At 68.6% G+C, this 23,566-nt stretch carries 23 protein-coding genes; 7 read left to right on the forward strand and 16 right to left on the reverse strand.

Annotation, left to right across the window (positions count from 1 at the left end; all coding sequences use genetic code 11):
• Nucleotides 1–41: 41 nt before the first annotated feature.
• Nucleotides 42–1,622 carry an amino acid permease gene (locus G6N46_RS06785; RefSeq protein ID WP_138248874.1) on the forward strand — a complete coding sequence of 527 codons (1,581 nt, stop codon included), beginning with the start codon at nt 42–44 and terminating at the stop codon, nt 1,620–1,622.
• Here G6N46_RS06785 and G6N46_RS06790 read toward each other — a convergent pair whose 3' ends face one another.
• From G6N46_RS06790 to G6N46_RS06805, 4 genes are read right to left on the reverse strand one after another with little or no spacing between them, the layout of a single operon-like run.
• Nucleotides 1,623–3,113 (reverse strand): cobyric acid synthase, encoded by a 1,491-nt coding sequence (locus G6N46_RS06790; protein WP_138248873.1) that lies wholly within the window; start codon nt 3,111–3,113, stop codon nt 1,623–1,625.
• A 1-nt stretch (nt 3,114) separates the two neighbouring features.
• On the reverse strand, nt 3,115–3,972 hold the full coding sequence (gene map / locus G6N46_RS06795) for a type I methionyl aminopeptidase (protein ID WP_133426004.1): 858 nt from the start codon (nt 3,970–3,972) through the stop codon (nt 3,115–3,117).
• Between the two features lie 25 nt (nt 3,973–3,997).
• A complete protein-coding gene (locus G6N46_RS06800; RefSeq protein WP_020101980.1) occupies nt 3,998–4,579 on the reverse strand; it encodes a DUF1707 SHOCT-like domain-containing protein in 582 nt (193 codons plus the stop codon).
• Nucleotides 4,580–4,592: 13 nt separating this feature from the next.
• Nucleotides 4,593–6,407, reverse strand: coding sequence for a penicillin-binding transpeptidase domain-containing protein (locus G6N46_RS06805; protein WP_138248872.1), 1,815 nt, complete (start codon nt 6,405–6,407; stop codon nt 4,593–4,595).
• Nucleotides 6,408–6,585: 178 nt separating this feature from the next.
• Here G6N46_RS06805 and G6N46_RS06810 point away from each other — a divergent pair, with 178 nt between their 5' ends.
• The gene (locus G6N46_RS06810; RefSeq protein ID WP_138248871.1) at nt 6,586–7,998 is read left to right on the forward strand and encodes an aminotransferase-like domain-containing protein; all 1,413 of its coding nucleotides are present in this window, start codon (nt 6,586–6,588) and stop codon (nt 7,996–7,998) included.
• Nucleotides 7,999–8,062: 64 nt separating this feature from the next.
• Nucleotides 8,063–9,049 carry a DMT family transporter gene (locus G6N46_RS06815; RefSeq protein WP_407665082.1) on the forward strand — a complete coding sequence of 329 codons (987 nt, stop codon included), beginning with the start codon at nt 8,063–8,065 and terminating at the stop codon, nt 9,047–9,049.
• Here the strand turns inward: G6N46_RS06815 and G6N46_RS06820 are convergent.
• From G6N46_RS06820 to dxr, 4 genes are all read right to left on the reverse strand, one after another.
• A complete protein-coding gene (locus tag G6N46_RS06820; RefSeq protein ID WP_061001102.1) occupies nt 9,025–9,879 on the reverse strand; it encodes a GNAT family N-acetyltransferase in 855 nt (284 codons plus the stop codon). The genes G6N46_RS06815 and G6N46_RS06820 overlap by 25 nt on opposite strands.
• A gap of 72 nt (nt 9,880–9,951) precedes the next feature.
• Nucleotides 9,952–11,118, reverse strand: a complete 1,167-nt coding sequence (gene ispG / locus G6N46_RS06825; RefSeq protein ID WP_061009581.1) for a flavodoxin-dependent (E)-4-hydroxy-3-methylbut-2-enyl-diphosphate synthase — start codon at nt 11,116–11,118, stop codon at nt 9,952–9,954.
• A 9-nt stretch (nt 11,119–11,127) separates the two neighbouring features.
• Nucleotides 11,128–12,363, reverse strand: a complete 1,236-nt coding sequence (locus G6N46_RS06830; protein WP_061001104.1) for a M50 family metallopeptidase — start codon at nt 12,361–12,363, stop codon at nt 11,128–11,130.
• Entirely contained in the window at nt 12,360–13,520 is a 1,161-nt protein-coding gene (gene dxr, locus G6N46_RS06835; protein WP_138248869.1) for a 1-deoxy-D-xylulose-5-phosphate reductoisomerase, read from the reverse strand. The genes G6N46_RS06830 and dxr overlap by 4 nt, the downstream gene beginning before the upstream one ends.
• Before the next feature lie 144 nt (nt 13,521–13,664).
• Here dxr and G6N46_RS06840 point away from each other — a divergent pair, with 144 nt between their 5' ends.
• Nucleotides 13,665–13,919 (forward strand): DUF2631 domain-containing protein, encoded by a 255-nt coding sequence (locus tag G6N46_RS06840; protein WP_061001105.1) that lies wholly within the window; start codon nt 13,665–13,667, stop codon nt 13,917–13,919.
• Between the two features lie 64 nt (nt 13,920–13,983).
• Here the strand turns inward: G6N46_RS06840 and G6N46_RS06845 are convergent, their stop codons facing one another.
• From G6N46_RS06845 to G6N46_RS06860, 4 genes are read right to left on the reverse strand one after another with little or no spacing between them, the layout of a single operon-like run.
• Nucleotides 13,984–14,739 carry a YoaK family protein gene (locus tag G6N46_RS06845; RefSeq protein WP_138248868.1) on the reverse strand — a complete coding sequence of 252 codons (756 nt, stop codon included), beginning with the start codon at nt 14,737–14,739 and terminating at the stop codon, nt 13,984–13,986.
• 53 nt (nt 14,740–14,792) lie between these two features.
• Nucleotides 14,793–15,167: an FHA domain-containing protein gene (locus G6N46_RS06850; protein WP_138248867.1), complete on the reverse strand. Its 375-nt coding sequence runs from the start codon at nt 15,165–15,167 to the stop codon at nt 14,793–14,795.
• Complete coding sequence (locus G6N46_RS06855; protein ID WP_174814025.1) at nt 15,164–16,840, reverse strand: SulP family inorganic anion transporter; 1,677 nt, start codon at nt 16,838–16,840, stop codon at nt 15,164–15,166. Before G6N46_RS06855 ends, G6N46_RS06850 begins: the two co-directional genes overlap by 4 nt.
• Nucleotides 16,837–17,214 carry an ArsR/SmtB family transcription factor gene (locus tag G6N46_RS06860; protein WP_135356334.1) on the reverse strand — a complete coding sequence of 126 codons (378 nt, stop codon included), beginning with the start codon at nt 17,212–17,214 and terminating at the stop codon, nt 16,837–16,839. The genes G6N46_RS06855 and G6N46_RS06860 overlap by 4 nt, the downstream gene beginning before the upstream one ends.
• A 139-nt stretch (nt 17,215–17,353) precedes the next feature.
• Here G6N46_RS06860 and G6N46_RS06865 point away from each other — a divergent pair, with 139 nt between their 5' ends.
• Both G6N46_RS06865 and G6N46_RS06870 read left to right on the forward strand, forming a co-directional pair.
• Nucleotides 17,354–18,694 carry a condensation domain-containing protein gene (locus G6N46_RS06865; RefSeq protein WP_174814026.1) on the forward strand — a complete coding sequence of 447 codons (1,341 nt, stop codon included), beginning with the start codon at nt 17,354–17,356 and terminating at the stop codon, nt 18,692–18,694.
• A 25-nt stretch (nt 18,695–18,719) separates the two neighbouring features.
• On the forward strand, nt 18,720–19,259 hold the full coding sequence (locus G6N46_RS06870; protein WP_061001109.1) for a TetR/AcrR family transcriptional regulator: 540 nt from the start codon (nt 18,720–18,722) through the stop codon (nt 19,257–19,259).
• Between the two features lie 4 nt (nt 19,260–19,263).
• Here G6N46_RS06870 and rlmN read toward each other — a convergent pair whose 3' ends face one another.
• Nucleotides 19,264–20,361: a dual-specificity RNA methyltransferase RlmN gene (rlmN, locus tag G6N46_RS06875; protein WP_061001110.1), complete on the reverse strand. Its 1,098-nt coding sequence runs from the start codon at nt 20,359–20,361 to the stop codon at nt 19,264–19,266.
• A 94-nt stretch (nt 20,362–20,455) separates the two neighbouring features.
• Here rlmN and G6N46_RS06880 point away from each other — a divergent pair, with 94 nt between their 5' ends.
• Nucleotides 20,456–21,421 (forward strand): DMT family transporter, encoded by a 966-nt coding sequence (locus G6N46_RS06880; protein WP_138248865.1) that lies wholly within the window; start codon nt 20,456–20,458, stop codon nt 21,419–21,421.
• Here the strand turns inward: G6N46_RS06880 and G6N46_RS06885 are convergent.
• The 3 genes from G6N46_RS06885 to pyrH are packed head-to-tail and all read right to left on the reverse strand — an operon-like array spanning nt 21,312 to nt 23,558.
• Nucleotides 21,312–22,184: a phosphatidate cytidylyltransferase gene (locus tag G6N46_RS06885; RefSeq protein WP_174814027.1), complete on the reverse strand. Its 873-nt coding sequence runs from the start codon at nt 22,182–22,184 to the stop codon at nt 21,312–21,314. The two genes, G6N46_RS06880 and G6N46_RS06885, sit on opposite strands and share 110 nt — an antisense overlap.
• 21 nt (nt 22,185–22,205) lie before the next feature.
• Entirely contained in the window at nt 22,206–22,763 is a 558-nt protein-coding gene (gene frr / locus G6N46_RS06890; RefSeq protein WP_061001113.1) for a ribosome recycling factor, read from the reverse strand.
• Between the two features lie 39 nt (nt 22,764–22,802).
• The gene (gene pyrH, locus G6N46_RS06895; protein WP_138248863.1) at nt 22,803–23,558 is read right to left on the reverse strand and encodes a UMP kinase; all 756 of its coding nucleotides are present in this window, start codon (nt 23,556–23,558) and stop codon (nt 22,803–22,805) included.
• Between the last annotated feature and the right edge of the window lie 8 nt (nt 23,559–23,566).

Below are 23,566 nucleotides of genomic sequence, written 5' to 3' on the forward strand. Positions count from 1 at the left end.
ATATTGTTCTTCAACATCCGGGGGCGCCTAAGGAGGCCGCAGTGCCAGAAGGACACGAAGCACTTACCGAGGACGAGCTGCTACTGGCCAAGCTCGGATACAGCCAGGAACTGCAGCGCTCCTGGTCCGGTTTCAGCAATTTCGCCATCTCGTTCTCGATCATCTCCATTCTCTCGGGGTGCTTCACCTCGTTCGGGCTGGGCTGGAACAACGGCGGACCGGCCGCGATCGCCTGGGGCTGGCCCATCGTCGCGGCGTTCATCCTCGTCATCGGCCTCTGTATGTCCGAGCTGGTGTCAGCCTTTCCCACCTCCGGCGGAATCTATTGGTGGGCAGCCAAACTCGGCGGCGCAAAGGCCGGTTTCTACGCCGGCTGGCTCAACCTCATCGGCCTGGTGGCAATCCTCGCGTCCGTCGCCTACGGCTGCGCGACGTTCATCGACCTCACCTTGGGCACCCTCAGCGCCGACTGGCTGGCGGGATACAGCCTCACCCGGACATTCGTCATCTTCGTGGCCATCCTCGGTATCTCGGCGCTGATCAACATCTTCTCCAGCCACCTGCTGGCGATCATCAACAACGTCTCGGTGTGGTGGCACGTCTTCGGTGCGGCTGCCGTCATCGGCATCCTGATCTTCGTGCCGAGCCACCACGCGAGTTTCTCGGACGTCTTCGCCAAGACGATCAACAACAGCGGCATGTTCGGCGGCGCCACCTCGGGCGCGGGCTGGCTGTTGGTCGTGCTGCCGATCTCGGTGATCCTCACGCAGTACACGATCACCGGCTACGACGCGTCGGCCCACCTGTCGGAGGAAACCAAGAGCGCGGCGGGCGCGGCCGCCAAGGGTATCTGGCGGTCCATCTTCTACTCGGCCGTCGGCGGCTGGATTCTGTTGCTGGCCTTCCTGTTTGCGGTGCAGGACGCCGACGGCGTGTCCAAGGGCGGCGGCGCCGTGGCCGCCATCTTCAACCAGGCGATGAGTTCGGGCTGGGCGACGGCGGTGCTGTTCATCTCGACGGCCGGCCAGTTCTTCTGCGCCGTCGCCTGCCAGACCAGCGCATCCCGGATGCTGTTCGCCTTCAGCCGCGACCGCGCGGTGCCGGGCCACCGGTGGTGGTCGGAGGTCAACAAGCACCGGGTGCCGACACACAGCGTCACGATCACCGCGGTCGTGGCCGCCGCGCTGACCCTGCCGGCCCTGGTGAAGGTCGACATCAACGGCACGCCCACCCCGGTGGCGTTCTACGCCGTCGTCTCCATCGGGGTCGTCGGGGTGTACCTGTGCTTCGCGGTGCCGATCTACTACCGCTGGCGCGCCGGTGACGAATTCGAAACGGGCAGTTGGAATCTGCGCGGCCACCACCGGTGGATGGCGCCGGTCGCGCTGGCCGAGATCACGATCACCTCGGTCATCGCGATGTTCCCGACATCCCTCGGCGGGGTGCCTTGGGACCCGAGTTTCGAGTGGAAGTTCGTGAACTACACGCCGTTGCTGGTGGGTGGGGTCCTGTTGCTGCTCTACATCTACTGGCACGTGTCGGTGAAGAACTGGTTCACCGGCCCCATCAAGCAGGTCGAGGAGCCGCTCGACCCCTTGGAGCCTGTCGGCGAACCGAGCTGATCACGGGAGCAGGCTGCCGGCGATGACCGGACGGGCCGGCGCACCGGATTCGACGAGCCCCAGCACCGCGCCGATGTCCACATGCGCGGCAAGCAGATCGGCCATCACGTCGAGCTGCGCGCCGCGCAGGGCCGCGACGTTAACGTCGTCGGACACCACGAACCCACTGCGGCCGGCACCGGCCGCCACCTCGGCGAGCCAGGTCCGCCGCACGGCGTCGTTGTCCAGCAGCCCGTGCCAGTGGGTGCCGTACACCTGACCCCGCCGGATGCCGACCCCCAGCCAGTCCGGCTCCGCGCACCGCGCGAGGCGGCCGTGGTGAATCTCGTAGCCGTACAACGGGGTATCCCAGTGCTTCAGGGTCTTGTCGGCGTCGAACTCGATGTCGGCATCGAGCAGACCCAGACCGGCCACCCGGCCCGCGCCGGACTCGACGGTGTCGTGGATCGTCGAGCACAGCATCTGGAACCCGCCACAGACACCCAGCACCGCGCGACCCGATGCGGCATGTGCCACAACGGCTTCCGCGAGTCCGCGGCCGCGCAGCCAAGTCAGGTCGGAGACCGTCGCCTTGCTGCCGGGCAGCACCACCACGTCGGCGCCGGCCAGTTCGGCCGCGGTGTCGACCCAGCGGACGTGCACACCCGGCTCGCACGCCAGGGCCTCGACGTCGGTGGAGTTCGAGATGCGGGGCAACCGGACCGCGGCGACGGTCAGTGCCTCCGCGCCCCGCGGTGCCGCCGGCCGGCCCAGCTGTCCGCGCGGCGTGACCGACAGCGAGTCCTCGGCGTCGAGCCACAGGTCGTCGCAGTACGGGAGCACGCCGTAGGTCGGGCGGCCCGTGAGCGATTCCAGTTGCCGCAGGCCGGGTTCCAGCAGCGCCTGGTCACCGCGGAACTTGTTGACCACGAAGCCCGCGATCAGTTTCTGGTCATCGGGCTCGAGCACCGCCACCGTGCCGTACAGGTGCGCCAGCAGCCCGCCCCGGTCGATGTCGCCGACGACGACCACCGGCAGGTTCGCGGCGCGGGCCAGGCCCATGTTGGCCACGTCGGTCGCCCGCAGGTTGATCTCTGCCGGCGAGCCTGCGCCCTCACAGATCACCACATCGAATTCGCTTCGCAACGAAGCCAATTCGTCGGCCACGACGGCGGCCAGCTGGGTCCGCCGGGTGAAGTAGTCCCCCGCTGCCACCGTGCCGGAGACGACGCCACGCACCACGAGCTGCGACGTCCGGTCCCCGCCGGGTTTGAGCAGGATCGGGTTGAACCGCACGCTCGGCGCCAATCCGGCGGCACGGGCCTGCATCGCCTGGGCCCGGCCGATCTCGCCGCCCTCGACCGTGACGGCCGAGTTGTTGGACATGTTCTGCGCCTTGAACGGCGCGACCCGCACGCCCTTGCGCGCCAGCAGCCGGCACAGGCCGGCCACCACCATCGACTTGCCGGCGTCCGACGTCGTCCCGGCGACCAGCAGCGCCCCGCCGGTCACGTCAGGGCAGGGTCAGGATTTCGGCGCCGTCGTCGGTCACCACGAGGGTGTGCTCGAACTGCGCCGTCCACTTCTTGTCCACGGTCGCGACGGTCCAGTCGTCGTCCCAGATCTCGTAGTCCAGCGAGCCGAGGTTGATCATCGGCTCGATGGTGAAGGTCATGCCCGGCTCCAGGACGGTCTCGACCTCGGGCTTGTCGTAGTGCAGCACGATCAGGCCGTTGTGGAAGGTCTCGCCGATGCCGTGCCCGGTGAAGTCGCGAACCACGTTGTAGCCGAACCGGTTTGCGTACGACTCGATGACCCGGCCGACGACCGACAGCTGCCGTCCCGGCTTGACGGCCTTGATGGCCCGCATGGTGGCTTCGTGGGTGCGCTCGACCAGCAGCCGATGCTCCTCCGACACGTCCCCCGCCAGGAAGGTGGCATTGGTGTCGCCGTGCACGCCGTCCTTGTAGGCGGTGACGTCGATGTTGACGATGTCACCGTCCTCGATGACCGTCGAGTCGGGGATGCCGTGGCAGATGATCTCGTTCAGCGAGGTGCAGCAGGACTTGGGAAAACCCTTGTAGCCCAGCGTCGACGGGTAGGCGCCGTGGTCGAGCATGTACTCGTGCGCCACCCTGTCCAGGTGATCGGTCGTGACGCCGGGTGCGACGGCCTTGCCGGCCTCGGCGAGCGCCTGCGCTGCGATGCGGCCGGCGACGCGCATCTTCTCGATCACCTCAGGGGTCTGCACCCAGGGCTCGCTGCCTTCGCGCACCGTCGGCTTCCACGCGTACTCCGGACGCGGGATCGACTTGGGCACCGGCAGGGTCGGAGACACCTCGCCGGGGCGAAGCGCGGTACGAACTGACATCGTCCCAGCTTAACGGGCGCCGCAGTTAGCGGTCGCCGCGGCCGAACCAAGTCCGGCGCGGTCCGCGGATGTCGACCGAACCGAAGACCACCCGCCCGGTCAGGATGACGTGCGGAGTACCGTCGGCGGGCGCGTCCTTGCGGTGGTCGGTGGCACTGCCGACGGCCACCTCGACGTCGTCGATGGAGGCGCTGGCGCCGTCGGGCAGCCGAAGGTCCAGCGAGCTGAACTTGAGATCGAGTTCGATGACCACGATCGGCCCGCCGAACCGGGCCCGCGTCAGATCCAGGTCGATGGAGCCGACGCGGCGGACCAGCGCGAGCCGGGTCGGGACGACCCACTCACCCTGCCGCTTGAGCGACCCCATGACACCGCGCAGCTCGACGCGGTCGGCCGAGCCCGTCACGATCGCGTTGGGCGCGGGCAGGTCGCCGACCAGGACGGCCAGCTCGGCCTGCTGCCGGGCGAGGGCGACCAGCGCGGACCGCTCGGAGAACTCGTCCATGTCGATGAGCCCCAGGGCCACCGCGTTGTGCAGCCGCCGGAGCGTGCCGTTGCGGTCGGCGTCGGAGACGCGCAGGACCGCGATCTCGTCGCTGTTGGTCACCCAAACAGGTTACTCAGGCCAGATAATCCGGCGGCAGTCCCTTGAACATGTCCCGGCACATGCGCACCGCGGTCTCCGACCCGCCGCCGCCCACGATCAGGGCCGCGAAGGCCATGTCGCCACGGTAGCCGGCGAACCAGGCATGTGAGCCACCCGAGAATTCGGCTTCACCGGTCTTTCCGCGAACGTCGCCGCTGGCGTGCAGATCCTTGGCCGTACCGCTGGTCACCACCAGCTGCATCATGGGCCGCAGGCCGTCGACCATCTTCGGGCTGATCGGCGCGGTGTTGCCGGTGACCGTTGTCGGGCGGCCCTCGATGAGCTGTGGGAGCGGGGTCTTGCCGGCCGCGACGGTGGCAGCCGCGAGCGCCATCCCGAACGGGCTCACCACGACCTTGCCCTGACCGAAGCCGTCCTCGGTGCGCTCCGCCAGGTTCACAGTGGGCGGCACCTTCCCGGTGACGGTGTCGATGCCGGCGACCTGGTAATCGGCGCCGATGCCGTACTGGGCCGCCGCGTTGGTCAGAGCCCGCGGCGCCATCCGGCTGGCGAGCTCGGCGAAGGTGGTGTTGCACGAGTTCGCGAAGGCTCGCGACATCGGCACCACCCCCAGATCGAACCGGTCGTAGTTGGGGATGGTCCGGTGCCCGATGTCGATGGTGCCGGGGCACCCGAGCAGGGTGTTGGGTCCGGCCATGTCCGATTCGATGGCGGCACCGGCGGTGACCATCTTGAACGTCGACCCGGGCGGGTACAGGCCCATGGTGGCGGTCGGGCCGTCGGCGTCGGCTGCCGCGTTCTGGGCCACCGCCAGGATTTCGCCGGTCGACGGCTTGATCGCGACGATCATCGCCTTGCGACCAACCATGTTCACCGCGTCCTGGGCGGCGTTCTGCACGTTGCGGTCCAGGCTGATGGTGATCGACGGGGCCGGCTTACCCGGTACCTCGTTCAGCACGTCGATGTCGGCGCCGTTCTGGTTGACGCTGACGACGCGCCAGCCGGGCTGGCCGACCAGCTGATCGGCCACCTGCTTCTTGACCTCGGTGACGATGGCCGGCGCGAACCGCGGATCGGTGGGCACCATCTCCGGCTGCGGGGTGATCACCACGCCCGGCAGGTGGCCGAGCGCACCCGAGACCTTGTCGTTGTCCTCGCGGCGCAGGGTGATCAGGTTCAGCGGCCCGGTCGACGAGCTGGCCTGTTCGGCGAGCCGCTGGGCGTCCATGGTGTTGTCGAACTGCCGCAGGACATCGGCGACCACGCGGGAGGTCCGCATCAGCTCGCCCGCCGCGGAACGCGCGTTCAGCGCGTAGTTGTAGTGGTACCCCGGTACCAGAACGTTCGTGCCGCCGAGTTCGTTGACGGAGGCACGGATCGGCTGGTCGGCGCGCAGCTGGAAGCTCTGGTGCTCCCCCAGATTGGGATGCAGATCCGTGCTGCCCCAACGGACTTGCCACCGGCCGTCCTGCCGGATCATGTTGAGCTGCCCGGTGTAGGCCCAGGTGCGGTCCTTGGGCAGATGCCAGGTGTAACGGTAGGTGATCTTGCCGGTGTCCTGGGTGTACTTGGAGCCGAGCACCTGCGCGTCGAGCTTCGTCGCCTGCAGACCCGACCAGGCCTGATTGATCGCGGTGCGGGCATCGTTGGGCTTGTCGGCCAGCTCGGCGGCGGCGCCGGTGTCGCCGCGGCCGAGCGCGGCGAAGAACGCCTGCGCGGTGGGCTCGGGGCCGTTGGGTTTCGGGGTGCAGGCCGTCATCGCTCCTGCGACCGCCACCACCGACAACAACGCGGCCGAGCGTGAAACGGATGATGTGTGCGTTGCCATTGGGGCTGATGTTAGAAGTGTGACCAGCGCGCGGCACGGAGGCACACCGAGACGCAACCGTGACAGTTTTGTGAGATCCGTCGACCCTGGGACGGCATCGGCCCGGGGACGCAGTCGATCAGCCGGCCGGCAGCGCGACGAGCGAAACGATGTCCCAGGAAAGCGCTACCATTCCGCGATGGGGCACAGCAGCGCTGACCGGATCGTCGCCGACCTGCGGACCTGGATCCGCGATGCCGCGCCGGGCACGCAACTCCCGTCGAGCCGCACACTCGTGGCCCGGTATGAGGCCAGCCCGGTGACGGTGCAGCGGGCCATGCAGACGTTGATCGGCCTCGGCCTGGTCGAGAGCCGGCCCGGCGCCGGCAGCTTCGTCAGGGGCGCTCGCGCCGCGCGCCCGTTGAATGTCAATTGGCAGGCCGGCGCCCTGCGAAGCGCCAATGCCCGGACCCCGAGCCTGCCCACCGCGTTGCGCGACATCACCCAGGACGCGATCGGGCTGCACTCCGGCTTCCCCGCCGTCGACCTGCTCCCCGACCGCGCCGTGCGGACCGCGCTGGCTCGCGCCGCGCGCGCCGATACCGCGATGACCAGGTCCCCCGTCACGGGACTGCCGGCGTTGCAGACGTGGTTCGCCAACGAGTTGGCCGCGGTGACGCCGGCCGGAGTCGCCGCGCCCGCGCCGCGCGATGTCATCGTCGTCCCCGGTACGCAAAGTGGGCTGAGTTCCATCTTCCGCGCGCTGGTCGGACCCGGACAGCCCTTGATCATGGAATCGCCGACGTACTGGGGCGCGATCCTGGCGGCGGCACACGCCGGCGTGCGAACAGCCCCGGTCACCGGCGACAGCGACGGCCCTGACCCCGACGACCTGGCCCGGGCTTTCACGGAGACGGGTGCGCGCGTGTTCTACGCACAACCGAACTTCGCGAATCCGACTGGTGCGCAATGGTCTCCGGCCCGGCGCGAACAAATCCTGGCGGTGGTGCGAGAGCACGGCGCCTTCCTCGTCGAGGACGACTGGGCCCACGACTTCGGCATCGACAGCACCCCATTGCCCTTGGCGGCGTACGACGACGTCGGGCATGTGGTGTATCTGCGGTCGCTGACCAAGAGCATGTCACCGGCGGTGCGGGTGGGTGCGGTGATCGCCCGCGGCCCGGTGCGCGACCGGATCCTGGCGGACCGGGCCGCCGAGTCCATGTACGTGAGTGGCGTTCTGCAGTCGGCCGCCCTGGACGTCGTCCTGCAGCCGGCATGGCGAACGCATCTCCGCAGCCTGCGCCGGCAGTTGCGGGAGCGCCGCGATCTGCTTGCGCACTGCCTGGCCGAATACGCACCACAAGCCGTCGTGGACCACCTTCCCGCAGGCGGCCTGTATCTCTGGGTCCGGCTGCCCGACGACGTGGAGTTGGACCGACTGGTACGCGATTGCGCCGGCGCCGACCTCCTCATCCCCGATGGCATCGAGTGGTTTCCGGCCGAACCGGTCGGAAACCACACGCGACTCAGCTACGCCGGCGCGGATCCCGCGCGCTTCGCCGATGGCGTGCGCGTGCTCGGGCAGGCTTTGGCCGCTCAGTTGACCTGACGCCGCGGCCCCGGCGGCCCAAATTTCAATGGCTCACGCCCGGGCGCTACTGCCATCGTCAAATGTGAAAGTACAAAGTAGCGCTATCCATAATCGGCTGGAACCGCTATCCGCGAACTCCGGCTTTGCCTGGGGCATGCTGGGTGTCCTCGCATTCTCGTTCACCGTCCCCCTGACCCGCATCGCCGTGCAGCACGGGGCCATGTCTCCGTTGTTCGTCGGCTCGGGTCGAGCTGTCGTCGCCGCGCTGCTGGCCGCCGGAGCCCTCGCCGTCACCCGGCAGCGGCTGCCCCGCGGTGTCGAGTGGGGACGTCTGCTGATCGTGGCCGGCGGCGTGGTGATCGGCTTTCCGCTGCTGACGACGTATGCGCTGACCACCACGTCCGCCGCGCACAGTGCCGTCGTCATCGCGCTGTTGCCCGCGGCAACGGCCGTCGTCTCGGTACTGCGCACCGGGGAACGTCCGCCGAGCCGCTTCTGGTTCGCGGCAGCGCTCGGCGCGGTCGCCGCCGTCGCCTTCGCCGGCTTGCAGGGCGACGGCCTGGGGACGTTGCACATCTCGGATCTGCTGCTGATCGGCGCGGTGGTGGCCGCGGCGGTCGGCTACGCCGAGGGTGGTCTGTTGACTCGCGAACTCGGTGCGTGGCAGACGATTTCGTGGGCCCTGGTGGCTGCGTCCCCGCTCATGGTCGCGCTCACCGCGGTGTCGGTGGCCACGGGTCCGCCCGTCGCGGGCCCGACGGAATGGGCGTCGTTCGCCTACCTCGCCGCGGTCAGCATGTTTCTCGGATTCTTCGCGTGGTACCGCGGACTGGCGATCGGACCCATGGCACAGGTCAGCCAAACCCAACTGACGCAGCCGGTGCTGAGCATCCTCTGGGCAGCGCTGCTCCTCCACGAACGGCTCACCTGGCCGACGGTCCTTGGTGGCGGCGCCGTCGTCGTCTGCGCGCTCTCGGCGGTCCGCTCACGAACCGGCAATCCCGGGGCAACCGAACCAGCGGCATCACCGCACGCGGATGCGCGTCAGTCCAGCAGCACGGTGGCGTAGGTGCCCAGCTGACCGAACCCGATACGCCGGTAGATCGCCCGGGCCGGGGCGTTGAAGTCGTTGACGTAGAGGCTGGCGGTCCGGCCGCTGCGCAGCACCGCCGCCGCCAACGCCGCGGTGCCCGCGGCGCCGAGACCGCGGCCACGCCAGTCCGGGTGTACCCACACGCCCTGAATCTGACCGACCCGCGACGTCTGGGCGCCGATCTCGGCCTTGAACACGACCTGGCCGTCCTCGAACCGCGCCCAGGCGCGGCCCGCGGCGATCAGCCCCGCCAGCCGCCTGCGGTAGCCGCGGCCGCCGTCGCCCATCCGCGGATCGACTCCCACCTCGCCGATGAACATGTCCACTGCCGCAACGACATACGCGTCCAACTCGTCCATCCGGACCGGACGCACCGCGGGATCGACCGGGCACTGCGGCGCATCGGACAGGGTGAGCAGCGGCTGACAGTCCCGGACCTCGCGGGCCGGGCCCCACACCTGGGCCAGCTGCTGCCACATCGGCAGCACCAGCTCGGCGCGCCCCACCAGCGACGAACACCGCCGCGGCGCGCTCATCACCTTGTCGGCGAACACCATCATGTCGGCCGCGGTGCCCCGCATCGGGATCAGATTCACCCCGGCGAAGCACAGCGACTCGGTGGGCTGGCTACGGGTCCACAGCTCGCCGCCGATGGCCACCGGATCGAGGCCGTGGTCGCCCACGCGCGCGGCCACCATGCAGGTGCCGACCGGGTCCTCGTCGAAGACCTGCTGCACCTGGGCAACCTCGCGCACCACTGATATCCGGCGCGCATCTGCGATCCGGAACAGCGGAGGTGCCGACATTCACCGACCTTCTGCGAGTGTGACCTGGTTTGCTATTTGCGTCTGCCCGTGACCGCGATCACAAGACTGTGCTCAGCTTACGGTTACGACGGGCGAACCGCTCGCATCGGTTCCCGACTCGGCGGCGATTCGCATCGCCTCTTCGATCAGGGTCTCGACGATCTGCGACTCGGGCACGGTCTTGATCACCTCACCGCGCACGAAAATCTGGCCCTTGCCGTTGCCGGACGCCACGCCGAGGTCGGCCTCGCGCGCCTCACCCGGCCCGTTGACGACACAGCCCATCACCGCGACGCGCAGCGGCACGTCGAGCCCGTCGAGGCCTGCCGACACCGCGTTCGCCAACTTGTAGACGTCCACCTGGGCCCGGCCGCACGACGGGCACGACACGATCTCCAGGCCGCGTGGCCGCAGGTTCAGCGACTCCAGAATCTGGTTGCCGACCTTGACCTCTTCGACCGGCGGCGCGGACAGGGACACGCGGATGGTGTCGCCGATGCCCTCGCTCAGCAGCGCACCGAACGCGACGGCGCTCTTGATCGTCCCCTGGAACGCCGGACCGGCCTCGGTCACGCCGAGGTGCAACGGGTAGTCGCACTTGGCGGCCAGCTGACGGTAGGCCTCCACCATGATCACGGGGTCGTTGTGCTTGACGCTGATCTTGATGTCGCCGAAGCCGTGCTCCTCGAACAGCGAGGCCTCCCACAGCGCCGACTCGACGAGCGCCTCCGGCGTGGCCTTGCCGTACTTCTCGAGCAGCCGCGGGTCGAGCGAGCCGGCGTTGACACCGATGCGGATCGGGATGCCGGCGGCACCGGCGGCCTTGGCGACCTCCTTGACCCGGCCGTCGAACTCCTTGATGTTGCCCGGGTTCACGCGCACGGCGGCGCAGCCGGCATCGATGGCCGCGAAGATGTACTTGGGCTGGAAGTGGATGTCGGCGATCACCGGGATCTGGCTGTGCCGGGCGATCTCGGCCAGCGCGTCGGCGTCTTCCTGCCGCGGACAGGCCACGCGCACGATGTCGCAGCCCGACGCCGTCAACTCGGCGATCTGCTGCAAGGTGGCGTTCACGTCGTGGGTCTTCGTGGTGCACATCGACTGCACCGCTATCGGGTAGTCGCTGCCGACGCCGACGTCGCGCACCATCAGCTGACGGGTCTTACGGCGCGGCGCGAGGGTCGGCGGGGCCGGCGGCTCGCTGCCGACGCCCGGCATGCCCAAACCGATGGAGGTCATCACGGTCTCCTACTGGAAAAGTCGAATGGGGTTCACAAAGTCTGCCGTCACGGTCAACAGCATGTAGCCGCCGACCACCACCAGCACCACATAGGTGGCCGGCATCAGCTTCAGGTAGTTCACCGGCGCCGCGGCGACTTTGCCGCGGGCCGCGCGAATCATGTTGCGGACCTTCTCGAAGGTCGCCACCGCGATGTGGCCACCGTCGAACGGCAGCAACGGCAGCAGGTTGACCGCCGCCAGGACGAAGTTCAGCTGCGCCAGGAAGAACCAGAACATCACCCAGATGCCGTGTTCGACGGTCTCGCCGCCGATCCGGCTCGCGCCGACGACGCTGATCGGGGTCTCCTTGTCGCGCTCGCCACCGGCGATCGAGTGGACCAGGGCGCCGATCTTGGTCGGAATCTTCGCCAGGGATTTACCCAGCTCGACGGACAGATCACCGGTGAAGGTGAACGTCGCGGGCACGGCCGTCAGCACGTTGTACTGCGTTGGTCCCGGCTGCGGCGCCGCGGTCACGCCGATGGCGCCGACCTGTGTCGCGGTCGCGGCTTCCTTGTCGGTGAAGCGCTGCGTCTGCTCGATGTCGACCGTGGTGGTGAGCGTCTGGCCGCCGCGTTCGTAGACGACCGGGACGGCGCCGCTCATGCCGCGGATTGCTTTCGCCATCTCCTCGAACGTGCTCACCGGCTTGTCACCGACCTTGACGACGGTGTCCCCCGCCTTCAGGCCCGCCGCCGCGGCGGGTCCGGCGCCCGGATGCGGGCACGGCCCGAACAGGTTGTCGCCGGTCTTCGCCACCTGCGGGGCCACACAAGCGGTTTCACCGATCACGGCGCTGGTCGGTGCATGCAGGTCCGGCAGGCCCCACGACACCGCGATGCCGTAGATCAGCACCAGGCCGATGATGATGTTCATCGCAGGCCCGGCGAACAGCACCGCGACGCGCTTCCAGACCTTCTGCTTGTACATCGCGTAGGGCTCGTCCTGCGGCGCGATCTCGTCGACCGACGTCATGCCCGCGATATCGCAGAAGCCGCCCAGCGGGACGGCCTTGATGCCGTACTCGGTCGAGCCGAGCCGGTTGGGCCGGTGCGTGGACCACAGCGTCGGGCCGAAGCCGACGAAGTACCGCCGCACCTTCATCCCGGTGGCCCGGGCCACCCACATGTGGCCGCACTCGTGCAGGGCCACCGATACCAGCAGACCCAGCGCAAACAGCGCGATGCCGATTGCATACATCATCGGGCGGGCACGACCTCCTGTGCGACGATGCGCCGCGCCCGGTCCCGGGCCCAATCCTGCGCATCAAGTACGTCATCCACGGTACTGGGTTCGGCGGCCCATTGATCCGCAGCGCCCAGCACATCAGCAACGGTCCGCACGATCGCCGGGAACCTGATCCGGCCGTCGAGGAACGCGGCTGCCGCCTCTTCGTTGGCGGCGTTGTACACCGCGGTCAGGCAACCACCACGGGTGCCGGCCTCCCGGGCCAGCCGGACCGCCGGGAAGACGTCGTCGTCCAGCGGCTCGAATTCCCAGGTCGAGGCCGTGGTCCAGTCGCATGCCAGGGCGGCGCCCGGCACGCGGGCCGGCCAGCCCAGCGCCAGCGCGATGGGCAGCTTCATGTCGGGCGGGCTCGCCTGCGCCAGCGTCGAGCCGTCGGTGAAGGTGACCATCGAGTGCACGATGGACTGCGGGTGCACCACGACGTCGATGCGGTCGTAGTCGATGCCGAACAGCAGGTGGGTCTCGATGAGTTCCAGGCCCTTGTTGACCAGCGACGCCGAGTTCAGCGTGTTCATCGGGCCCATGGACCACGTCGGGTGGGCACCGGCCTGCTCCGGGGTGACGTCGTCGAGGTCTTTGGCCGCCCAGCCGCGGAACGGGCCGCCCGACGCGGTGAGCACGAGCCGGGCCACTTCGTCACCGGTGCCGCCGCGCAGGCACTGCGCCAGCGCCGAATGCTCGGAGTCGACGGGCACGATCTGACCGGGCTGCGCCGCCTTGAGCACCAGCGGTCCGCCCGCGACGAGCGATTCCTTGTTCGCCAGGGCAAGCCGGGCACCCGAGTGCAGCGCGGCCAGCGTCGGCTTCAAACCGAGCGCGCCGACCAAGGAGTTCAGGACGACGTCGGCCTCGGTGTCCTCGACCAGCCGAGTGGCCGCGTCGGCGCCGGCGTACGTGACGTCCCCGATGCGCTCGGCGGCGGCGGGATCGGCCACCGCGATGTTGGTGACCCCGGTCTCGGCGCGCTGCCGGGCCAGCAGTTCCGCGTTGCCGCCGCCGGCCGCCAGGCCGACGATCTCGAACCGGTCGGGGTTGGCGGCGATCACCTCCAGGGCCTGGGTACCGATCGACCCGGTACTGCCGAGCACCAGGACTCGTAGCCGCTCACTCACGTCTCTATTGTGCCGCCCGATGCCCGCATTCGAGTAACGGTGGTCGACCGGATAAACGCGCGGCGACAACGTGGCCACCAACAAATACGACCGAGCGTCGTATGTAAGAATGTCGGCAATCCACCGGATCGTTAAGGAGTTGCCGTGGCCACCACCGAGGTCGAACGAAGCACCGGCGTCGATGTCGAGGACGTCCCCTCTGCCGAGTGGGGCTGGTCCAAGATGAACCGCGCCGTGATTCAGGCCGGTGGCATCCTGTCCGCCATCTTCCTGCTGGTGATGCTGCGCGGTAACCACGTCGGCCACGTCGAGGACGCCTGGCTGATCGGCTTCGCCATCCTCCTGCTGGTCATCGTCGTGCGCGGCTGGTGGCTGCGTCGTCGCGGCTGGATCCGCTGACCTCAGCCTTCACGACAAAGGCCACGAACTCCGGTGAGTTCGTGGCCTTTGTCGTCGGCCGGTCCTAGGCGGCGGGCTCCGGCGCCTGCTCGGGCTCGCGGTGCCTCTTGTCCGAATGGAAGAACGTGACGAGTGTCGTTGCGCCGCAGATAATTCCGACGGTGCCGATGAGTTGCGGGCCGGTGAGACGGTCGGCCAGCCCGCCGCCCACGCCGGCGCCGACCATGAACGACCCCAGCAGCGCGAGGTAACCGAGCCAGTCGTAGACGGTGCCCTTGCCGCAGATGTGCCGTTCGAGCCCCTGGCCCAGTTTGACGACCGTTCCGGTGACGTAACTGAGCGGTACCGCCACTTCACCGTTCTTGACGAAGCTGGTGTTCAGCGCGCCCACCGAGAAACAGATGATGAGGATGCCGGTGAAGTTGACGTCCTCGTAGTACCAGCCGTCCTCATAGAGCTCGACGACGGACGCCACCAACAGGCCGAAGGTCACCAGGGCCGTGGCCCCGTGCGGATGGTTCTGCCAGTACCTGCGCCGCAGGAACGACGCCACGAAGACCCCCGCCAGGAAGCAGGCCATCAACCACAACGCCGCCTGCGGCCCGGCTCCGGACACTTTCTGCCGTTCCGCGACGTCGAACCAGCCGAGCACGGCGCGTTCGGTGTTGCCCGTCATGAAGGTGACGAAGTATCCGGCACTGTGCAGGAACGCGACCGCGCCGATCATGCCGGCCAACCACGACAACAGCCACGACAACCGGGCCTCCGGTCCGATGGCGGCTTCCTTGCTCACAACCCTGTCGGGCGACTGCTCATCCACCGGCACATTATGTACGGCAGGGTCGGCGGAGGGCCCGGATCAGACCGGCGCGGTCACCGGTCCTGCGGCCGGCAGGTGAAGCCGAGGCGAAACTTGCCGATCTGGATTTCGTCACCGCTGGTGAGTGGGAGGGCCTGAACCGGGGTCCCGTTCACATAGGTGCCGTTGAGGCTGCCGGCGTCGATGATCCAGTATTCGTCGTCCAGCCAACGGATTTCGGCATGGTGCCGGCTGACGGTGATGTCATCGAGAAACACCGCGCTGTCGGGGTGCCGGCCGGCGGCGACGACGTCGTCGGCCAGCAGGAACTGGCCGCCGGGTCCGGGGCCGCGGTTGATCACCAGGACACCCGAGCCCGGGCGCACCTCGGACGCCTTCCTGTGGACGGCGACGTCGTCGCCGAGGCGTGGCTCGTCGATCAGACTCATATCGGGTTTCCTTTTCCTGGATGGGTTTTCGAGGCGCTGCGGGTGGTGTGGCTGCGGGCGTGGGCGATGGCATCGTCCAAGTTTTCGATGAGATGGTTCTCGTGCCGCAGGGAGTCGATGATGCCGACGCCCGCGAGGAGATCCCGGTGCTCCGGCCTGACCCCTTTGATGATCACGGTGATGCCGCGTGCCTCGAGGTCTTCGACGATCTGCGTCAAGGTGTGCGCGCCTGTCGCGTCGAGCATGCCGAGCTGCGACAGCCTGATGATGACGACGGACGTCTCGGGGTGGTTGCCGTCGGTGATCGCGGTCGAAATCCGTTCGGCCGCACCGAAGAACATCGCGCCGTCGAGCCGCAGCAGGGCGATGCGCTCGTCGCCGGGCATATAAGGCCCCGGCAGTTCCTCCCGCGTGACACTGCTGCGGCGGGCCAGCGCGCGCAGCGCGAACAGTGCCGTGACCGCGATGCCGATCTCGACGGCCTGGATCAGGTCGAAGCAGACGGTGACCGTCGCGGTCAGCAGAAAAGTCACCGCGTCCGAACGCGTGGACCGCAGAATCCGGGTGACGGTGTGCGGCGAGATCATCCGGAACGCCGTCACCATCAACACCGCCGAGAGCGCCGCCAGCGGGATGGTCCCCACCAGACCGCTGATCAGGTACACCACGGCAAGCAGCACCAGCGAGTGCACGATGGCCGCCACGCGGGTCCGCGCGCCGGACCGCACATTGACCGCGGTGCGGGCGATGGCCCCGGTGGCGGGCATGCCGCCGAACACCCCGGAGGCGACCGACGCCAGTCCCTGCCCCACCAGTTCCCGGTTCGGGTCGTAGGGCCCGGTCGGGGACATCGTCGCCGCGACCCGCGCCGACAGCAGCGACTCGATGGCGGCCAGTGCGGCGATGGCCAGTGCCGCACCGAACAGGGAGTGCAGGACCGCCAGGTCGGCGTGCGGCCAGACGGGAGCGGGCAGCCGCGACGGCAGCGCCCCGATCCGCATGGCGGACAACCCGGTACCGGCCACCAGCGCGGTCGCGGCGACAACGGCCACCAGCGAGGCCGGCACAGCCGGATGCAACCTGGGCAGCACGATCATCAGGACCGCCACCAGCGCCGTGACGAGCAGGGCCGGCCGGGCCGCACCCGTGTCGATGTGCGAGACGACGACGCCCGCGGCCACCAGCGGGGACCGTCCGGCGGGTGCCGCCTGCCCGAATGCCGCCGGGACCTGCTGCAGGAAGATGATGGCGGCGATGCCGAGGGTGAATCCTTCGATCACCGGCCACGGGATGAACGTCACCGCACGCCCGACGCCGGTGACGCCGGCCACCACGACGATGACCCCGGCCAAGATGGTGACCGCGGCGACGCTGCCCAGTCCGTACTGCGCCACGATCGGCGCCAGCACGACCGTCATCGCCCCGGTCGGCCCGGACACCTGGACGTGCGACCCGCCGAACACCGCCGCCACCAGCCCCGCCACGACCGCGGTGACCAGACCGGCCGCCGCGCCGACCCCTGAGCTGATGCCGAACGCCAGCGCGAGCGGCAACGCGACCACCCCGACCGTCACCCCGGCGAGGACGTCACGCCGCCACGAGTGCCCCAGGCCGGCGTAGTCCGCGCGCGACGGCAGCAACCTGGTGATGCGGTCAGCGGCGAGCGTGGTCATCGGCTGGTGCCGATCGGCGGCAGCGAGCCGACGGCGTCGAGCTGATCACGTTGGGCGGCTAGGGTATCGGCGAGGAAGGTCCGCGCGATGAGCAGGAGTTCGGCGATCTTCGGATGGGCCAGCGTGTAGTAGACCGCGTTGCCGGCCCGATACCCGCTGACGACGTGATGACGCTTGAGCACCGCCAGGTGCTGGGACAGCAGCGTCGGCTCGATATCGCTGGCCGCGAGGATGTCGCTCACCGGCGTCGGACCGTCAGAGGTCGACAGGATTTCCAGCACCCGGATGCGCGCCGGATGCGCCAGCGCTTTGAAGAGGTTCGCCTTGATCTCGTACAGCGGCCGTTCGGGACCGTCGAGCACGCTGTCGACCATCTGCCGCACCCCTAATTGATGGATTGAAGAAATTCTCAATTCATCATAGCGCGTCGGACCGATCCGCCGGATCAGCTTCCCCCCAGACAACCCACAGGCTCGCGCAGCAAAATATTGTGGGCTGGGTAACATTCGCGACATGACCGTAGCCGACAACACGATCGACCTGGGCGATCAAGCCTCCTTCACCGGCTTACGGGCGTTGGGCCGCGGCCCGCTGATCCAATACACCTGGATCTACGAACATCCGGTCGACCTGGATGGCCTGCGTCGCCTGCACCGCAATCTGGGTAGCGGTGGCCTGCTGGGCCGCCGGATCGAACGGTCGCCGCTGCCGTTCGGCCGCCACCGGTGGGTCCGCTCCACCGGACCGGTTGACCTCGACGTCGCTCCCGGGACGCGACCCGTCGCCGAGGTCAACGACTGGGTCAACGAACGCGGTTACATCCCGGTCGACCCCGAACACGGCCCGCCGTGGCACCTCGGCGTGCAGCAACTCGAAGGCGGCGGCGCGGCGGTGTCGCTCGTGGTGTCGCACACCGTCGGTGACGGCCTGGCCATCGCCGAAGCCGTCGCCGACGCGGTCAACGGGTCGCCGCGCGATCTCGGCTACCCGATCGCCGGCGCCCGCACCCGGCGCGACGCACTGCGCGAAGACCTCCGCCAGACGGTGCGCGCGGTGCCCAGTTGGTTCAAGGCCGTCGTCGGCGCCGCCAAGATCGCCCGCGACCAGAAGGGCGACCTCGCGGCGTCGGCCAAATCGGTGAGCGCGCCGGTGTCCAGCGGGAGCACCACGCCGGTGACGCCGCCGTTTGTCACCGTCCACGTCGAGATCGAGGAGTGGTACCAGCGCGCGAAGGCCCTCGGCGGCACGAGCAACGTCATGTTCGCCGCGCTCGCCGCCCGGGTCGGGCAGGTGGTGGGCCGGTTGGGCGACGACGGCCGGGCCATGCTCTCGTTCCCCGTCAACATCCGCACCGAAGGCGACACCCGGGGCAATGCGCTCAGCACCATCACCGTGATGGCGGATCCCGAGAAGGTCAGCACCGACCTGTCCGAGTTGCGCGGCGACATCCGACGCGAACTCGCCGGTGTCGACGAGTGGACGCGCATGATGCTCACGCCGCTGCCACTCACTCCCCTGGTGCCGAAGTTCGCGGTGCGGCGCCTGGAGAAGATGGTGCTCAAGGTCGGCAAGCCCATCGGCTGCTCGAACCTCGGCGTGTTCCCGCCCGCCTTCAACCGGCCCGACGGCACCGACGCCGACAATTTCCATGCCCGCCTGGTCGAGCCGGGACTGACGCCGGTGGACCTCGAACGCCTGAACGGCCACCCGTTCCTGGTGTTGTGCCAGACGCCGACGTCGATGATCGTGACGGTCACCGCATGGGAACCGGGTGAATCGAACACCAAAGCGGCACTGGCAGATTCCACCCGCAAGGCGCTGGACGAACTGGGCCTCACCGGAACCGTCGACTAAGTTACCGAGTAGTACCATCGGTTTCGTGGACAGCGCGGCGAGCAATCAGGGCGGCTCCGTCGAGGACGCCTCGACCCCCAGCCGAATCCTCGTGGCCACCGCGGAAGTGCTTGCCCGTCAGGGCCAGACCAAGCTCAGCCTGTCCGAGGTGGCGACGCAGGCCGGCGTGTCCCGGCCCACGCTGTACCGCTGGTTCGCGTCGAAGGAAGAGCTGCTCGAGTCGTTCGGGCGGTACGAACGCGACCTGTTCGTCGACGGCATGACCGCGGCCACGGAAGGACTACGCGGCAGCGAAAAACTTGATGCCGCACTGCAATTCATCGTGCAGTACCAGAAGACCTATTCCGGCGTGCGGGTCATCGACATCGAGCCCGAGGCGGTGCTGGCGCAGCTGCCCAGCGTCGTCCCGACCATGCGCGCCCGGCTACAGAAACTACTGTCGGGACCGAACGCCGAAGTGAAGGCCGCTACGGCCATCCGGATCGCGGTGTCGCACTACCTCGTCCCGAGCGACGACACCGAACAGCTGCTGGCGCAGCTGCGGCACGCCGTCGGTCTGCGCTAGCCGACTAGCCTTCAGCCGCCAATTGCCCGCAGGCAGCGGCGATTTCGCGGCCGCGGGTGTCGCGCACCGTGCAGGAGACGCCGGCAGCCTGCACCCGGCGCACGAACTCGCGCTCGACGGGCTTCGGGCTCGCATCCCACTCGCTGCCCGGCGTCGGGTTCAGGGGAATCAAGTTCACGTGCACCAGCGGCCCCAGCGCGCGGTGCAGCTTCTTGCCCAGAAGGTCTGCTCGCCAAGGCTGGTCGTTGACGTCGCGGATCAGCGCGTACTCCACCGACACCCGGCGGCCGGTCACGTCGGCGTAATACCGTGCGGCGTCGAGGACTTCGGAGACCTTCCACCGGTTGTTGACCGGCACCAGGGTGTCGCGCAGCTCGTCGTCGGGCGTGTGCAGGGACAGCGCCAGCGTCACACCCAGCTTCTCGTCGGCGAGTTTGCGGATCGCCGGTGCCAGGCCGACGGTCGAGACCGTCACCGAACGGGCACTGATTCCGAAACCGTCAGGAGGTGCTGCAGTAATTCTTCGGACGGCCGCCACCACCCGGTTGTAGTTGGCCAGCGGCTCCCCCATGCCCATGAAGACGATGTTGGACAGCCGGCCGTCATGCTCGTTGCGCATGGCGGCCGACGCCGCCCGGACCTGCTCGAGGATTTCGGCGGTCGAGAGGTTCCGCTTGAGGCCGCCCTGACCGGTGGCGCAGAACGGGCAGGCCATACCGCAGCCGGCCTGTGACGAGATGCAGACGGTGTTGCGCTGCGGGTAGCGCATCAGCACCGACTCGAACGTCGTGCCGTCGACGGCGCGCCACAGCGTCTTACGGGTCTCCCCGGCGTCGCACTGGATTTGCTTCGCGGGGGTGATGAGGTCGGGGAACAGCGCCGAGGCCACCTGATCGCGCACCGAGGCGGGCAGATCGGTCATCTCGTGCGGATCGGCGATCAGCCGGCCGTAGTACTGGTTGGCCAGCTGCTTGGCCCGGAATTTCGGCAGTCCCAGCTCGGCGACGGCCTCGACCCGACCGTCGGCGTCGAGGTCGGCCAGGTGCCGCGGCGGCATGCCGCGGCGCGGTGCATCGAACACCAGAGGAAGGGAAACGGCCATAACGGGTTCCAGTATCGCATCGACCGGACGCCACCGAAGAAATCACAGCCGAAAATCATTGGACCCCAGCCCGCCGAACACGCACCATGACCCCATGCCACCCCGTCCCGCGTCGCTCCTGGCCTTCGTCTATGCACTGGGCTATCCCATTGGCGCCCTTGCTGTTTCGGCCCTGGCACCCATGGCGACGCTGGTGTTCCGGTTCGGCCTGGCGGCCGCGATCCTGACCACCTGGGCACTGGCCGCGCGTGTGAAATGGCCCACTGGCACGCGGCTGGTTCATGTCGTGATCAGTGGCCTGCTGACCCAGGCCGTGCAGTTCATCTGCCTGTACCTGGCGCTGATGCACGGCGCCCCCGCGGTGCTGGGTGCCGTCGTCATCTCGATGAACCCGGTCGCCACCGCGCTGCTGGCCGCCCTCTTCCTGGGCGAACGCCTCACCGCCATGCGCGTCGCCGCCCTGATCCTGGGCGCGCTGGCGGTGCTGGCCGCGTGCGCCCAGCGGCTGCTGATGGTGGGTGGCGTCGACGCCGTGATCGTGTTGCTGGTCGTCTCGCTGCTGGCTCTGGCCTCGGGCGGCGTCTACCAGCAGCGGTTCTGCCGCGGCGTGGATTTCCGCGCCACCGCGGCGCTGCAGAACGCGGCGTCGTTGGTGCCGGTGGCGATCATGGCCGCTTTCATGCCGTGGACGGTGACCAACCTGCACACCGCGGTCCTGGCGGTGGGAGCCGTGGTGCTGCTCAACGCGACGTTGTGCATGACGCTGTACGTGCGGGCGATCGACCGCTACGGCGCCGCCGCGGTCGCCATGCTGTTCGCGGTCATCCCGGCGATCGCCGGCGTGCTGTCCTGGCTGTTGCTGGGCCAGCGTCCGGACCTCGGTGTGGTCGTCGGCCTGGTGCTCGGCGCACTGGCCTGCTGGCTCAACTCGCGTGCCGTGGCGCGGACCGTCAGGCCAGCAGCTCCAGCACCAGCCACGCCGCCACTGCAGACGGCAGAATCGAGTCGATCCGGTCCATCAGACCGCCGTGACCGGGCAGCAGAGTGCCCATGTCCTTGATCCCGAGGTCGCGCTTGACCTGGGATTCCACCAGATCGCCGAGCGTGCCGGTGATGACGAGCATGATGCCGAGCGGCACGCCGACCCACAGCGGCCGGCCCGCGAGGTAGTGCACCGACAGCACCGAGACGGCGATGCTGAACACCAGCGACCCGCTGAAGCCCTCCCAGGACTTCTTGGGGCTGATCGCCGGCACCATCGGGTGCTTGCCGAACAGCACGCCCGCGGTGTAGCCGCCGATATCGGAGGCCACGACGCCCAGCATCATGCAGAACACCTGCATGGCGCCTTCGTGGTAGCCGCCCTGGTGCGGATAGATCAGGAGCGCCGTGAAGGCGCCGAACAGCGGCACCCAGGCGGCCAGGAAGATCGTGACCGAGACGTCGCGCGTGTAGTTGACCGGCGCGGCCTTGAGCCCGCCGGACAACAACCGCCAGATCATGCACAGCGCGACCGTGGCACCGAACGCACCGAGGGCACCGGCCTCCCGGTAGGGCCAGGTCAGCCAGATCATGGCCTGGCCACCGATCAACAACGGGATCACCGGGACGGCGTAGCCGCCCTCCCGCAGCCGACGCACCACCTCGTGCGTGGCGAGGGCGACCGCGAGTGCCACCAGCGCCACCCACAGCTGCGGGGCCCACAACAACGTCGCGATGACGGTGCCGCCGAGCACCACGCCGACGGAGATGGCCGCGGGCAGATTGCGGCCGGCGCGCGATGTCTTCTTGGGCTCCCCGGGCGGAGCGGTGTCGGTGGTCACGAAAGTCACGGCTGGGAGGTGCTAGACCTCCAGCAGCTCGCCTTCCTTGTGCTTGACCAGATCGTCGATCTGAGCCGTGTAGGTGGCGGTGGTCTTGTCGAGGTCCTTCTCGGCGCGCGCGACCTCGTCCTCGCCGGCCTCGCCGTCCTTCTTGATCCGGGACAGCTCGTCCATCGCCTTGCGCCGGATGTTGCGCACCGACACCTTGGCGTCCTCGCCCTTGCCCTTGGCCTGTTTGACCAGTTCCTTGCGGCGTTCCTCGGTCAGCTGCGGGATGGAGATGCGGATGACGCTGCCGTCGTTGCTCGGGTTGACGCCGAGGTCCGAGTTCCGGATGGAGTCCTCGATCGCCTTGAGCTGGCCCGCCTCGTACGGCTTGATGACGACCAAGCGCGCCTCGGGGACGTTGATGCTCGCCAGCTGGGTGATGGGCGTCATCGAGCCGTAGTACTCGATGTTGATCCGGTTGAACATGCCCGGGTTGGCCCGGCCGGTGCGGATCGACCCCAGGTCGTCACGGGCCACCGAGACGGCCTTGTCCATCTTCTCTTCGGCATCGAAGAGGGTTTCCTCGATCACTTCTTTTCTCCCGTCAGTCCCGCTCGCCCCGCCCCAGCCCTAGCTGGAGACCAGCGTTCCGATCTTCTCACCCGCGACGGCGCGCGCGATATTGCCTTCGGTCAGCAGATTGAAGACCAGCATCGGCATGCCATTGTCCATGCACAGGCTGAACGCGGTGGCATCGGCGACCTTCAGGTCGCGTTCCAACACCTCGCGGTGGGTGATGTTGGTGATCATCTGGGCGTCGGGCACCTCACGCGGGTCCGCGGTGAACACGCCGTCGACGGCCTTGGCCATCAGGACGACCTCGGCACCGATCTCCAGCGCACGCTGCGCGGCGGTGGTGTCGGTGGAGAAGTACGGCAGGCCCATGCCGGCGCCGAAGATGACGACGCGACCCTTCTCGAGGTGCCGGCGCGCCCGCAGCGGGATGTACGGCTCGGCGACCTGCCCCATGGTGATGGCGGTCTGCACGCGGGTGTCGATGCCTTCCTTCTGCAGGAAGTCTTGCAGCGCAAGGCTGTTCATCACGGTGCCGAGCATGCCCATGTAGTCGCTGCGGGTCCGCTCCATGCCGCGCTGCTGCAGCTGCGCACCACGGAAGAAGTTGCCGCCACCGATGACGACGGCGACCTGGGCGCCGGCGCGCACCACCTCGGCGATCTGCCGGGCGACCAGCGCGACGACATCGGGGTCCAGACCTACCGCGCCGCCGCCGAACATCTCACCACCGAGCTTGAGCAGCACCCGCTGGTAGGCCGGCCGGATCAAACCGTGGCCACCGTTGTCTTCCTCGTTGTCTGGGCTGGCCATCAGACTCC

It is taken from the genome of Mycolicibacterium phocaicum (assembly GCF_010731115.1).
Lineage (GTDB): Bacteria > Actinomycetota > Actinomycetes > Mycobacteriales > Mycobacteriaceae > Mycobacterium > Mycobacterium phocaicum.